The organism is Pontibacter sp. HJ8, from assembly GCF_054824225.1.
Window position 1 is genome coordinate 1 of record NZ_JSYF01000340.1, and the last position, 13,735, is coordinate 13,735.

9 protein-coding genes are annotated in these 13,735 nt (G+C 51.1%); 1 reads left to right on the top strand and 8 read right to left on the bottom strand.

Going from position 1 to position 13,735, the window contains the following annotated elements; genetic code table 11:
* The first annotated feature begins 131 nt into the window (after positions 1 to 131).
* On the top strand, positions 132 to 692 hold the full coding sequence (locus tag OB13_RS14640) for an RNA polymerase sigma factor (protein ID WP_461490914.1): 561 nt from the start codon (positions 132 to 134) through the stop codon (positions 690 to 692).
* Between the two features lie 804 nt (positions 693 to 1,496).
* On the opposite strand, the gene OB13_RS14645 is transcribed toward OB13_RS14640, so the two are convergent.
* The 8 genes from OB13_RS14645 to OB13_RS14680 all read right to left on the bottom strand — a co-directional run.
* A complete protein-coding gene (locus tag OB13_RS14645) occupies positions 1,497 to 2,588 on the bottom strand; it encodes an SGNH/GDSL hydrolase family protein (RefSeq protein WP_461490915.1) in 1,092 nt (363 codons plus the stop codon).
* Positions 2,589 to 2,717: 129 nt separating this feature from the next.
* Positions 2,718 to 3,602, bottom strand: a complete 885-nt coding sequence (locus tag OB13_RS14650; protein WP_461490916.1) for a phosphodiester glycosidase family protein — start codon at positions 3,600 to 3,602, stop codon at positions 2,718 to 2,720.
* A gap of 55 nt (positions 3,603 to 3,657) precedes the next feature.
* A complete protein-coding gene (locus tag OB13_RS14655; RefSeq protein WP_461490917.1) occupies positions 3,658 to 4,908 on the bottom strand; it encodes a hemopexin repeat-containing protein in 1,251 nt (416 codons plus the stop codon).
* A gap of 150 nt (positions 4,909 to 5,058) precedes the next feature.
* Positions 5,059 to 6,744, bottom strand: a complete 1,686-nt coding sequence (locus OB13_RS14660) for a BACON domain-containing protein (protein WP_461490918.1) — start codon at positions 6,742 to 6,744, stop codon at positions 5,059 to 5,061.
* A gap of 57 nt (positions 6,745 to 6,801) precedes the next feature.
* A complete protein-coding gene (locus OB13_RS14665) occupies positions 6,802 to 7,749 on the bottom strand; it encodes a sugar phosphate isomerase/epimerase family protein (RefSeq protein WP_461490919.1) in 948 nt (315 codons plus the stop codon).
* A 28-nt stretch (positions 7,750 to 7,777) separates the two neighbouring features.
* Positions 7,778 to 9,514, bottom strand: coding sequence for a RagB/SusD family nutrient uptake outer membrane protein (locus tag OB13_RS14670; RefSeq protein WP_461490920.1), 1,737 nt, complete (start codon positions 9,512 to 9,514; stop codon positions 7,778 to 7,780).
* A 27-nt stretch (positions 9,515 to 9,541) separates the two neighbouring features.
* The gene (locus OB13_RS14675) at positions 9,542 to 13,003 is read right to left on the bottom strand and encodes a TonB-dependent receptor (RefSeq protein ID WP_461490921.1); all 3,462 of its coding nucleotides are present in this window, start codon (positions 13,001 to 13,003) and stop codon (positions 9,542 to 9,544) included.
* 212 nt (positions 13,004 to 13,215) lie between these two features.
* Positions 13,216 to 13,735: FecR family protein (locus OB13_RS14680; RefSeq protein ID WP_461490922.1), on the bottom strand; the 520-nt coding region annotated here is incomplete at its 5' end.

Genomic DNA, 13,735 nt, shown 5'->3' on the forward strand with positions numbered 1-13,735 from the left:
AAAAAAATAATTAAGCACTCACTTTTGCAGTTCAGCTTTTACTTTCTACATTTAGAAAACGCTATTCTAGCATGCGTTATCGTAGAAGACTGCTTTAGTTGAAGCTACCTCACCCTAGCAAAAGCCTGATCATGAAGCCAGAGGGCCTAACCAGTTTGGCCAGCACCATCGAAGCTCTCCGTGCAGGAGATGTGACTGCGTTTGAGCACCTGTACCAGGTGTTTGAGCCCAGGCTGTATGCTTTCGCCCTGCACCTGGTCAGACAGCGGGAGGATGCAGAAGAAGTCGTGCAGGAGGTGTTTCTAAAGGTGTGGGAACGACGGCATCAGTTGGATCCGGAGCAAAACTTTGACGGCTATCTTTTTAGTATCGCCAAGAACCTGGTTTATAACAAAGCGCGGAGCAAGGCGACTGAATTTGCCTTCACGCAATACATCATGGTCAACGGCAAGCACGCTGGGTGTTTCACAGAAGAAGCTGTCGCGTACAAGGATTTGTCCAAGTTACTGGACGACACCTGTGCCGCCCTCCCTCCGGTTAGAAGGCAGGTGTTTATCATGAGCCGCGTGGAAGGCAAGAGCAACAGGGAAATTGCCCAACAACTGAACACAACTAGCAGTAACATTGAAAACCACCTCTACAAGGCACTGAAGGTGATAAGAAAAATATTCACAAGGTACGAAGCCCTCTGAACAGGATTTACCTTCACATCAGGATGGCTTTTAATACCTCCTGGCTCACCTAAAAACAACAGGAAAGTAGTATCTACAGGATCCGGAAAGCCAAAGAAAATGATCCTCCTGCATTGAAAAAAGCTTTCTTAGCCAACCCTAGAAAGCCGCTTGCATAGCAGTACTGCAGGAAATATTTTCAAGTTTGGATCATGAAAATGAACATAGAGAGGGAACTACAGCAGCTAACTTAAGAAGAAATCTTTAAAGGTCACTGCGGAAGACAACAGGCATATTTTCATTTCCGCAGCAACTAAACTTACTCTTTCCCTGGCTGCTCAATCTTTTAGATCTTCCATAAGAAATGGTTCGAAATTCGTACGCTCGGGAGCACAAGTAGAATTTTAGACGCTAACTGCTTCAAAAATGGTTAGCGTTTTTTATTTGTCCACTCGATTAAAATAAAGCTTTTCACTAAACCCTACTTAACAACCTCCTTAATTACTATAAAACCGTTATACTTAAACAAACCTATTACTCTATCTCTAGCTCCAGGTAGGAATTCCATCCGGGACAAGTATATTTAACTGAAAACAGCGAGTCTTCTAACCTGTTCCCGGAAGCTGAAAAGAAGTGGTAGGTATAGCTAAAATCAAAAATGCACTTCTAGTTGGTGTGCTTCAACAAACCATTGCCAAAGAGGACGAAGCTGCGAAAAGCTTGCAACAGGTCCTGGTAGTGTATGCAGCCGTTTTCAGCCTATACGGGTATGGGGCTTCATTCTACCCCTGTCTTCCTGTAGTTCGGCACTCCACGTACTGCCTTCTAATCCAACAGGAGGTGATACTTCCTGAATATGCTTAAAAACTGCGGCTTTAACTCCTGCAGCATACGGTCAAAGCCGAGATCATTAGGGTGTGCTCCGTCTACCGTGCCTTCATGGTCATTGCCGAGTCCCTTGTCGTAGGAGAGCAGGTATAGATCCTTCACCCCGCTGCGCAACAGCTTTGCAACCTCCTGCTTTATCTGCTCATTTTGCGCTTTTACCCCATCCCCTACTTTCTGGTCGAAAGCTCCGTGCTCCCGGACAGTCCTTGGAATAACCAGGATGGGGACTTTAGGATGATGTTTCCTGATGGTGTTCACCAGGTAGGCCGTTCGCTCACGGATCTCCTCAGGGGAAGAGTTGGGCACACAGTCCAGCACGAAGGCATCGGCTGAGACAGTGGCGATCATGTCGGCCACGGCCTTTTCCATCTTGGCGCTGCCACTCAGGCCCAGGTTGAGAAAGTTGAGGCCGGTGTCCCGGCTTAGCCGTGCTGGATACGCCATACCTGGCCGGCTGGCCGAGGCGCCCTGCAGGATGCTGGAGCCATACATGAGGATGCGCTTCCGGAAAGGGTCAGGCGAAGGCTGTATCGTGGCTCCCGCTTCCACGCCAATTTCCAGGCTTACTGTCTCGTCGTACAAAGGCAGGTAGAGCAGGCACTCTTTCTCGCCTTCGGCCATATTGCTGACCAGGGTAGATTCGGTACAGTCCCCGTTAGGTCTTCCTATACCTGCAAATTGCCAGCGGCCATCCTTTTTAATATACAGGTCAAGGCCCTCATAGGCAATGGCTGTCATGTTGGGCAGGGTTTTGCGGCTGCTGGTGCACCACTTGGCTGAAATGGTGGTGCTGTTTGTTTTAAAGGCAATGGCAAGGCCGGTTGAATTTGTCACCAACCGTTTGACAGCCGGAGGCATGTCGGGGTGCTGCGTAGTGTCTACCCGGTGGTATACCTGTAGGGTAGGTAGTATTTTTCCAACCAGTGTAAAATCAGTGGCCGGTCTAAACACAGGCGTTTGCGCATAGGAGAGGCTTATGGTCACAGCGCAAACCAATGCCTGCGTACATCTGATAGCAAATCGTTTCATTCTTAGGTATACCTGTTAGTTTCTGGTTGGTATTTGCAGCACCGGGCTCCGGTTGTTCCTACTTACAAGGAGGTAGCAGTTAGGCACTATACCTCCTATACCTGCTTCTCCCTATACTCCTTGCTGCTGTTAGCTTTCCACAAAGGTTATCACGGTTGCCACTCCACGTTCCCCTTCATGGTCGAACTTACTATTGTCGCAGGGGTAGTTTACCACGCCCCGGTTTCTGACCCAGGCTGTTGAGGAACCTCCACCATCCAGGTTCATCGCTTCCACACAGCCGAGCGCATGCATCACGGTAGCCAGCTCTTTTGTCGTCATGCCGTGGGCCTGCGAGAGCCTGCCGTCCACTACCACGGCTATCAGGTGGTTATCAGCTGTGATGCCCACCGCCGTTCTGGGGTGCCGGTTCGTATTGAAAGCTTCCTGCACCTGGTCTACCGGCTTGTCCTCCAGCACCAGCAAAGGGCCTGAGGCGAGCAAGGTGTTGACATCCGTGAGCGAACTCCAGCCAGCAGCAGGCTTTTTCACCACAGCAATGCGCCCGTCGGCGCCGATAGCGAACCCGGCATTCTCCCGGTAAGGAGTAAACCCGCTTCGTGTGGTATTGATGATCTGGCCGTTCTTTTTGAAGAAGACCGTTGAGCCGCCTTTGGATGTATCAAAGTAAGAACCGTTGATGGCTGCCGTGGCCCGCACGCTTGCCGCTCCCTCGCTCGTTTTCAGAAAGCCCGAAACCACATGGGGTACCTCCACTTTTAAACCGCTTTTGTTGAGGTCGATGTCCAGAATGGTGATGCTTTGGTTTGAGTTGAAAAGATCTTTAAAGTGCTTGTACTTCCAAACGACGGCCTTCGACACTTCCCTTGTTTCCCAATCCGCGTTCGCGAGCTGCTCTTCAGCGGTCTGGGGCGCCTGTAATACAGGCGGGGTAGTACCCGGACTAACTTCATCTTTGGAACACCCGACCAAAAGCATGGCCGGGAGCAATAGCAGGGCTAAAAGCTTTCTCATTCTACTTTAATTCAATTTATTTATACCTGGCCATACCTCTGTGGCTAGGTATGGATCATTTCTTTCCAAGTATGGCTTCGGGCCATGCCAACTCCATCGGCTTCGGATAGCCCGGCTCTAACGTTGGATTTCCATCCAGGGAGATCACCAGGTATTCTTTCCCCCTGTACAGGTATACCTTATTTTCTTTGCTGTTATAGTCGGCGGCATCCACATCGCCGCTCCCCCAAGCAAAGGGCCAATCCGGGATAAGCGTGTTGATTTTTTTCGGGAAGCCTGCGGCAATACGGTAGTTTTTTGCTGATACACGCAGGTACTCCTCTCCTTTGAAGAGGAAAATCTCACTGGTTTTCGGATGAAAGAAGGCGGCATCAATATAGCCTTTTTGCCAATTGGCTGGCAGGTTCCTCACCAGGTCTGTCAATGGTTTCGGGTAACCGGGGTCAATCACTTTGGCGTCAGGCGAGAAACGGCTATACTGTCTTCCTTTAAAAATGTACACCATCTTGTCGATGCTGTTATAGTAAGCCGCATCAATTTCGCCTGCCCAGGCGGCAGGTATAGCCGGCATTGCTTCTGTAACTTTTTCAGCCTGTTCCTCGCCCGGTCCAGCTGAGGCTTGCACAGATACTATCCCACTCAGGAAACGATAGGAGGTATGCTGGCCCTTCTTTTTGTTCTCCACTGAAAAACTGGCCTCTACCCTGGGCCACAGGGCTTTGGCAGTAAAGGCGTCACTGCTGATCTCAGGATCGAAAATATTGGTATAGTTTACCTTATCCGTATTTTTAGGTAGAATGCCTCCTTCCACATGGTACACAGCCGTAACGCTGTCGTTTGCTGTAAAGCGAGCGGCCACCGGAATGGCATGCCAATGGTTTGACACCACATACAGCTTATCCCCCGGATTGATCACCCTGGCGCCATCTGCCTTCCGCAGCATGCTGCTGTAAGCGTAGTTTTGCACCGTGCTTTTAGATTTTTCTTCTTTGAAGATGATCTCAGCCGGAACTCCCTTCTCCGTCAGCCGGGCCTTCATCTCGGAAGCTTCACAGATCTGGGATTTATGTGCAGCACAGCCCCCAGAGACGATGATGTAGTCAAACGCAACTCCTGAGGTATAGAGTTTGAAGCCAATGTCTACCCTTTCTATCAGGGTTTGCAGATCGGCTGATCCGAGGATGAGCATGCCTTTCCTTCTGTCTCCCCCATCATGCTGAGCAGAAGCCTGAAAAAAACTCAGGGTTAGTAGTAAGACAAACGCTGCCCGGGCTGCTGGCAGGTTCCGGAAAATTCTGTTTCTCATGGTAAGCTGTTATATACAAAAGAAGCGAGCAAACTCACAGGCCCTCTTGATCCTACATTTCTACTTCTGAAGGCATCCCTCCATACCTGAAAGCAAATAAAAACGGCTACTGGAAGCGCAGTACGCTTGTCCTGTAGCCGTTTACAAGGTTTATTCACTACGCACCACTGCTCCCATAATGCGCAGACCGGAGCGGCTGTTTCTGAAGAGGTCAGCCGTGATGATACTGTTCTCTACAGCAGGGGAAAGGCCACCGCCTACTTTCACCAGATCCTCGGTTGCCATGCCATGCTCCAAAGCAGGATTATTCGCACCAACAGGTACAAAAGCCGGGCTTAGCATCGCGCCGGCGTTAAAGCTGGTGCCTTCTATTGCTTCACCTCTTGCATCATAGGCCACACTCCCCAACACCGACGATTGAATAACCGGGGCCAGCGCATCGGCTTCCTTAGCATCAACGTCAGGTCCGTCGTTTGCCTGCACGTTTCCTGAAATAATAGAGTTATAGATGCTCACTTTGTTAACACCTGACTCTCTGTAGACACCTCCACCGGGGCCAGCAATGCTGTTGCCAGTTATAGTCGTGTTGATGAGGTTCACCTCGTTGTTGTTATATAGCATGACGCCACCGCCACCGTTCTTGGAGGTGCTGGTATTGCCATAGATCAGGCAGTTGACCAGGTTGCCCTTGGAGTTCTGCCGGATGTAGAAACCTGCCCCATAGGATTTACCTTTATTGTCTGCAATTACCGAGTTGTACATATTGATCGTAGCCTCCGGATAACCATGCACGCCGGCTGCTGTTCCGCCTGCATTGCCAATAAACTCGGAGTCGTAGATGTGGGCAACGGACTCGCTGATCCAGACCCCACCGGCGTTGCCAGCCGATATGTTGTTGTTGACTTTGCTGTTTTTGATGGTTACTACTGATCCGCCAAAAGCGTAAAGGCCCGCCACATTCTTATCTGACTTGTTATCCACAATCTCGGTGTCGAGTATGTCCACTACGGCTTTTCCGATGGTGATGCCACCCCCATAGTCCCTTCGGAAAGCGGTGCCGTTTATAGTGGCCGAGGTAGTGGCCGTACCAGCTTTGCCCTCGGTAATTTTCAGGCCTTCCAGCACCACTTTCTGCCCCTCTGACTTAGGAGCGGAGACGGTCACCACGTGGTAGGCCACTCCCCCACCCGAAAGGACGGTAGCGTATTGCTGGTGATTCGCCTCGCTGCCTTCCACGGCATCTGCCGGATAGCCGCCTTTCACCCTCACGTACTTTGCTATCTCAAAGGTTATATCCCCGGCATCAGCCGGATTGCCACCGGTAACGGTTACAGTAGGCGTATAGACACCCTCGGCAATGTGAATGGTATTCCCACTAACTGCAATAGCCAATGCATTCTCCAGGCTGGTGGCCTCAGCCCAGGAGTAGCCCTCCCCGGATGCCCCTACTTTCACATAGATGTCGTCCCTGTTTCCGGCTTCCTGTACCACCTGGATCTCTTGCTGCGTGGCTCCGTTTGCTGAGATGGTTATCTTTCCAGTCCTTTCGTCGTCGTCGTTTTCCAGCACGGTAAAAGCAAGAGTGATTTTGCCTTTTTCCCCACTCGTTTCGTCAAAAACGATCCAGTCTGCATCCGACTCCACCTGCCACGGCTGGTTGGTTAAAAATACGATGGTGTGCTTGCTGCTGGTGTTAGCCACAGAGAAGGTATCGTTTTCCAGGAACAGCTTTGGCTCAAACGCCTCGTCATCCTTTTTACAGCCAGCCAGGCTGAGCAGTAGCAGGGCTCCCAATAAGAACCGCGTGATAAAGTTGGAGTATAGTATTTTGTCCATGACTTGATTCTGTTTTAGTTAGCAAAGGCCTCCGCCATAACAGGCAATTATACCTGCCTACTTGCTATTGATATAGTTTTTGTAAAGCGTCTGGTAGCAGGTTATGAGGTCTTTTTCATCTTCGAAAGCGCTCTCATACATAAAAGGTCCGGTATAGCCAACCTCGTCCAATGCTGCCAGAATAGCGTTCCAGTCGTTTTTCCCCTCACCCGAGCACGGGAAGAAATGGTTCTCCGCCGCCCCTGTGCCATCGGCGATGTGCACTGTTTTCAGGCGGCTCCCCGTGGCCTTGATCAGCTTCTCCGGGTTCTTGATGTGGTTCATGTCGATGGCGGAGTAGATGGTTTTGGGCAGCCTCGCGAAAATCTCCTGGGTCTCCTCCACCGTGCGCATCAAAGGCCTTTCCCTGCCGTTACTGGCCAATAGCTCGGGCCCGAGCATGTTCTCGATCACCATAGTGGCATTGATGTCCCGTACCGCTTCATCAAGCTCGATGGCAGACTTGATCAGCTGACTTTTGCGCATGTCCCGCTCGTTGAGTCCCAGGTAATAGCTCGGGTGGAAAAGGATGATCTCCGGCTCGAGTATCTTCAGGAAACCAACCAATTTTTTCTGCTTTGCCACCACGTCCTGCCGATCGGCTTCATTGATGATGGAAAGGTCGATGTTCTGGCCATAGGGCATATGCACCGACCATACCTTGATGCCGGCTGCGTCGGCGGCCTTCTTGGCATCCGTTAGCTTTTTGATGATCTCCTCATCGGTCAGCTTGAACTTCCGGTTGCCATCGAGAAAAGTAGACATTCCGGAGGCTTCCACGTAGGTGATCCCCACTGACTTGGCATACTGCAGCTTCTCAGGCGTGAAGTTGCCGATGCCCAGGCCATAGCCAATTTTAAGGGGTGCTGCTGGTGTTTCCGTCTTGGGTTCTTCCGGCGCGGGCGTATCCGAACCTGAATCGCATGCAGAAAAGCTTAGCAGGCAGGTAAGTAGTATCGTTAACATATCTGTTCGTATCATAATCGTGAAATAATTATTCCCAGTTAGGGTTTTGCACCAGATTCTCGTTCAACCTCAGGTCCTCAATCGGGAGCGGGTAATAATAGTCCCGGTTTTCATCAAAGTAACCGCCTAGCTGGAAAGGATTCAGGTACCCCGAGGTGCCGTTGGTTAATGGCCTTTGTTGCACATTGATGATGGTGGAGGCCTCTTTAGGTGCGCCAGAAGCGTTCCCATTATGCAGGAACACATCCGCTGTGCCATCGTTGTTGAAGTCATGCGCGCCAAGGCCAGAGAAGTAGATACCCAGCATCGGCTGCTCGATCTTTTTGCCTTCTTTCCAGCGCAGAAGGTCATCCCATCTATGTCCCTCATTGAACAGCTCTATTCTACGCTCACGCCGGATCTCCAGAATCACGCCTTTGTTTCCTCCCTGGTCCACGTTCGGATACATAGTGGCCAGGTAAGGATCAGGCTTGGCATTGGCCTGCGCCAGGTCAAGATGCGGCATGCCGACCCTGTCTCTGAGCTTATTGATGCTGATATCCAGGTCCTGCTGCGTCAGGGTACCTAGTTCGGCTTTGGCTTCTGCCAGTATCAGCAAGGCTTCCGCATAGCGGAAAATAATGATATCGTAGTAGGCTGCACTCCACTGATCTCTGGACGGAAGGGCCTTGATCACCCTATACCCGGTTGTGGTACCGTTGAGGTTTACCGGCTCGCGGATGCTCTCGCCGTATACAGTAAAGTTTGGTCCGGCTGTGGTTTGCGTCAGGCGGGGGTCGCGGTTCTGCATCTCCTCATAGAATCCCTTGGTCTGGTAGCCGGGTATGTCGGTAAACCTGCTGCCGTCCTTCATCAGGTAGCTGTTGATCACATCTTTGGTGATCCCCCAGGCCCCCTGAGTGGGCGCTGTCATCAAGTAGCCCAGGTTGTGCTGGCCCAGTTCTGAGTCAAAGTCTCTGGCAAGTATGGTTTCAATAGCGTCCTGGTTGTTTCTGGCAAACAACTCGCGGTAAGCACTGTTTGCCCCTCCGGTGGTAAACAAGCGGTAGGCACCGGAATTGATCAGCTCCTGGGAGGCAGCGGCAGCTTCCTGTAGCAGTTCTTCATAATCGCCCAGCCCATGGTACTTTCTGAATGTACCTTCATGTAAGGCAATTCTGGCCTTCAGAAGCAGTGCCGTATACCTGGTGATGCGGTTAACCTTTACCTCTGCCGGGATGTTGGCAATGGCAAAGTCAATGTCAGCCATCACAGAATCGATTACCAGTTTTCTTGAATCGCGCGCCTTGTACAAATCCGGGTCGCCGGCCTCCAGCACTTTCCCGTACCAGGGCACATCGCCAAAGCGTTGCACCTTATCGAAGTAGAAGTAGGCTCTAAAGAAGCGGGCTATGCCGCCGTACTTGCGCTTAGCTGCCTCGTCAGGTACCCGGTGGTAATTCTGCAGAAAGAAGTTTATGTCCCGGAGCCTTCCCCAGGACCATCCCCCACTGCCACGGGTGGTCGGCACGATGCGGCCGCCTCTTACCCTTTCGGATGCAATCAGCGGCAGGATGTTATCCGAAGAGGCATCGTCGCTGTACACCGCGGTGGTAGGCAGCATGGTATAAAAATCATTGGTAGCCACTTCCAGGTCGGTGGCTGTTGTAAAGAAAAATTCTGCATCTACCACATCCTTGGGTGGCCGGTCCAGAAATTCTTTCTCACAACCTGAAAACAGGATGGCAATTAAAGCGAAAACGGAGGTAATGTATATTCTATTCATCTTTTTCGTTGATATCATCAGGGTGAATTATAGGGTCACGTTGATACCCATTGAATAAGTTTTACCCATCGGATAAGACCGTAAGTCAGCTCTGCCGACAGCGCTTCCGGGGTTTGAGTAGTTGATGGCCGAGCCTGCCTGCTCCGGATCGACATACTTGGTAAGGTCTCCGAACCGCCAGGTCAGCAGGTTCTCCCCGCTAAAGTATACCCGCAGTTTTTTCACGCTTATTTTTGAGGTCAGCCCCTCCGGTAAGGTATAGCCGAAGGTCATGTTCTTCACGCGCAGGTACCCGATGTTCTCCATGTAGTAGTCGTTCATCTCATACAGGGAGCGGCCGCTGCCCAGGGAGGCATAGCCTCTTTCGATCTGGGGGTATTTGCTTCCAGGGTTTTCCGGGGTCCAGGCATTGTCTACCAGGTCTTCGCGCAGGAAGGACAGGTATGGCCGCTGGTACGTGCCCCAGTAAATGTCCCCGGTCGGGTACCAGTTCTGCTTGGCTACACCGGCACCGGCAACAGACACGTCAAAGCCTTTCCAGTTGGCGCTCACGTTAAAGCCAAACGGGAACTTCGGCATGGCATTCCCGATCGGCTGCAGGTCGCCATGGTCTTCCAGGGTATAATTCCCTCTGTCAATTCTTCCGTCACCGTCCACGTCCACGTATTTGATGTCGCCGGCTCTCAGCACGCTCCAGTCGTTGTTTTGCACCACGTTCAGGATGTAGTTGTACACATTGCCCAGGCTGTTGGAAGGGTTTACAAAGGAGTTCTGGTAAGCCAGCGCCTCCTCATCCGACTGGAACTGCCCGGCTACATGGTAACCCCAGATTTGCCCCAGTTCCTGTCCTTCCCAGTAAGTGCTCATCAGGCCGTTCGGGTTATCAAACTTGGTGATGACACCTTTGAAGTTGGACACACTGCCCGTGGCTGAAATAGTAAGCGGCGAACCTCCCACCTCAAAGCTATTGTTGTAGCTCAGGCTCAGGTCAAAACCTCTGTTCCTGAGGGAAGCTAAGTTCTCCCTCGGCTCAGCGGCCCCGAACACACCAGGCAGCGGGGTTCCGGGCAGGTACATATCCTCTGTCTTCTTCTCATATACATCAATGGAGGCCATCAGTCTGTTCCGGAAGAAACCCAGATCAGCGCCGAAATTGATGGTACTGGTTGTCTCCCAGCTCACTACTTTAGGAAGCGGGTTAGGCGCACTGGCATAGATGATGCGCTGGCCATTGTCCAACCAGTCAGAGCTGCCGATGCTCATGGTCTGCTGGAAGGTGTTGGTAGAGATGTTCTGGTTGCCCAGCGAGCCATACGATGCTCGCAGCTTGAAGAAACTCACGACATTCTCCAGCGGCTCCCAGAAACTTTCCCTGTTTACCTGCCAGCCTGCCGATACCGATGGGAACAAGCCCCATCTGCTTTCATTGGGGAAGCGGGAAGAACCATCGTAGCGTGTGTTTACCTCCAGCAGGTATTTGCCATCATAGTCGTAGTTGAAGCGGCCAAAGTACCCTTGCACGGCCCACAGTTCCGAAGAGCCGTCAGCTGCCATCAGTTCGGTACCGAGTGCCAGGTTTTCCAGGTCCCGGATCAGCAACCCGCCTTGTTGGGCCATCACCCTGTCCCGGTCAAATTGCTCCTGGTTAAAACCAGCCATCAATTTGAAGTTATGCTTGTTGCCCAGGCTAAGTGAATAGGTTCCGAAGGCATTCAGGGCGTTGTAATAGTCGCGCCAGCGGTATTCACTCAGGCTGTTCACACCTACGGTCTGCTGCGCCAGTCTTTCGCTGGTCAGTAGTTCAAACTCGTTCAGCCTGTAAGTATTGGCCGTATTGGTGATGCGGTTACTGTAGTTAAAGTTGATGTCCAGATTTTTCAGCGGCGTTACTTTTACCCGGAAGGTATTGGTAAATTCCTCGGTGTTGAATCGTTGCCAGTTATTGCCATCCTCCATGGCAGCCGGTCCGCCCTGCCCAAAAACATCGGTAGGAACACCGTCAATCATGTTAGGGGCAAAGGGGTAGAGCTGGTACCAGGTAGTTGTACTCCAGATACCGCCATAGCCATTCCGGAAGCCGCCGAACTCCTCGTCCTTCTCATGGTTAAAAAGGGTATTATTGGACAGCTCCAGCCATTTGGTAGGCTTAAAATTAATATTGGCTTTGAGGTTATAGCGGTCCATACCCCCTTCAGCGATGTTGTTGATCGTCTCTCTGTCGAAGATCCTTCCTGACAAATAACCTTTTAGTTTCTCGGTTCCCCCGGACACGGAGATGTTGTGCATGTTGGAGTACTGGTACTTCTTGAACAGGTAATCGTACCAGTTGGTATTGTAAAAGAACTTATGTGTTCCGTTGGGCTGCAGTTCATGAAAGGGCTCAATTTCGCCGTTAGCTACCATCCGGATCGTTTCCCAATCCAGGTCATTGTAGCCGGTATAGGTGGTGCCGTTATACCCGAAAAGAGCAGCATCTACGGTCTTTCCATACTTGTAGGGGTCTGAAATGAAATCCGTTCTGGTGGTTGGGGTGGTCCAGGCAAAGTTGTTAGAATAGTTGACCACCATATCGCCTGCCTTCCCGGTCTTAGTGGTGATCAGGATAACGCCAAAAGCACCTCTGGCACCATAGATGGCGGCAGAAGCAGCATCTTTCAACACCGTCACGCTTTCCACGTCCTGCGGATTCACCCGGGTGATATCCCCCTCAATGCCATCGATCAGCACGAGCGGACCGCCCCCATTGATAGAGTTAAACCCTCTGATGTTGATGTCAGGTGTTGCCGTCGGATCACCGTTATTAACCTGTATGTTCAGGCCGGGCATCAGGCCCTGCAGGGAACTGGTAATGTCATTGGCCGGGCGCAGGGCGATGTCTTCGGCATTGACCTGGTCAACGGCGCCCGTCAGGTTTGCTTTCTTTTGGGTACCATAGCCTACGATCACGACTTCTTCCAGTGCCTTGGTGTCTTCCAAAAGAGTCACATTGATGGCAACACGGTTGTTGATCTCCACTTCCTGGGGCTGAAAGCCAATATAGGAGAACAAAAGAGTACCTTTTCCATCCGGGACAGTGATAGCAAAGTTGCCTTCCCCATCTGTCGGCACGCCTTTATTCGTCCCTTTCAGCACTATTGTCACGCCGGGGAGTCCTACGCCGTTCTGATCCGTTACTTTTCCCTTTACCGTAACATCGGCCTGCTGCTTCCGGATTGTCTCTACGGGCTTTACAACGATGGTATTCTCTACCAGGCTGTAAGTCAGCGGCTGGTTCTCGAAGCACTCGTCCAGCACGCGCTCCAATGTTGCTTCTGTCAGATCAAGTGTGACCGGTTTGGCCTGCTGCAATAGCTCGTCATTGTAGAGAAACAAGTAACCGCTCTGTTTGCTGATAGTCTTGAAGACCTCTTCAAGCGTAGCATTTTGCTTGGTAATAGAGATCCCCTGTGCAAAACCGTGGGCATGCACATGTAGGCTTGTCACGAGCATGGCTGAAATCGCTAACCGCTTGAGAGGAAACGGCCTGTAGAGGGATTTCATAAGCTGCCTGCCACTCCTGAATAGTAAATTTTGTTTCATAAAAGAAGGGTGTTTGGGTAATGGGTAAGGTTCAAGTCTTAACTGATTGTATTTGCGTTTACATCCAATACTTTCTCATGGACAGGGATACTGCACCTGTTGTTATAGCGTGCCCTCAAACGTTAAATCGTTGTGACAACTATTCTTCTTCCCTCTGTTTTGAACCGGACAGTTTTGGTCAAAGAGAGCATCTCCAGCACCTTGTCTATTTCTGTATCACGGGAGATGATACCCGAGAAGTGCTTTGAAGAGATCGCACCGCTGTAGGCGGCCTCTATCCCGTACCATCGTTCCAGTTGCCGCATAATGGTTGCGATATCCGCATTATTGAAATAGAAAAGCCCGTTTTTCCAGGCAACCGCTTCTTCCACATCCACATTTCTCAGCAGGATGTCCTCCCCTATCCGGGCCTGCTGCCCGGGTACCATCAACTGACTCTTACTTCCCTTATTTACTTTCACTGACCCTTCGAGCAAGGTGGTGGTAAGATGTCCTTCGTTCGCGTAGGCCATGATGTTAAAGTGCGTCCCCAACACTTCTATTTCCACCTCGTTCACCTTCACCTTGAATGGCTTTTGTCGATTTTTAGAAACTTCGAAGTAGCCTTCGCCCGTTAGCTCCACGACACGCTCGTTTTTCACA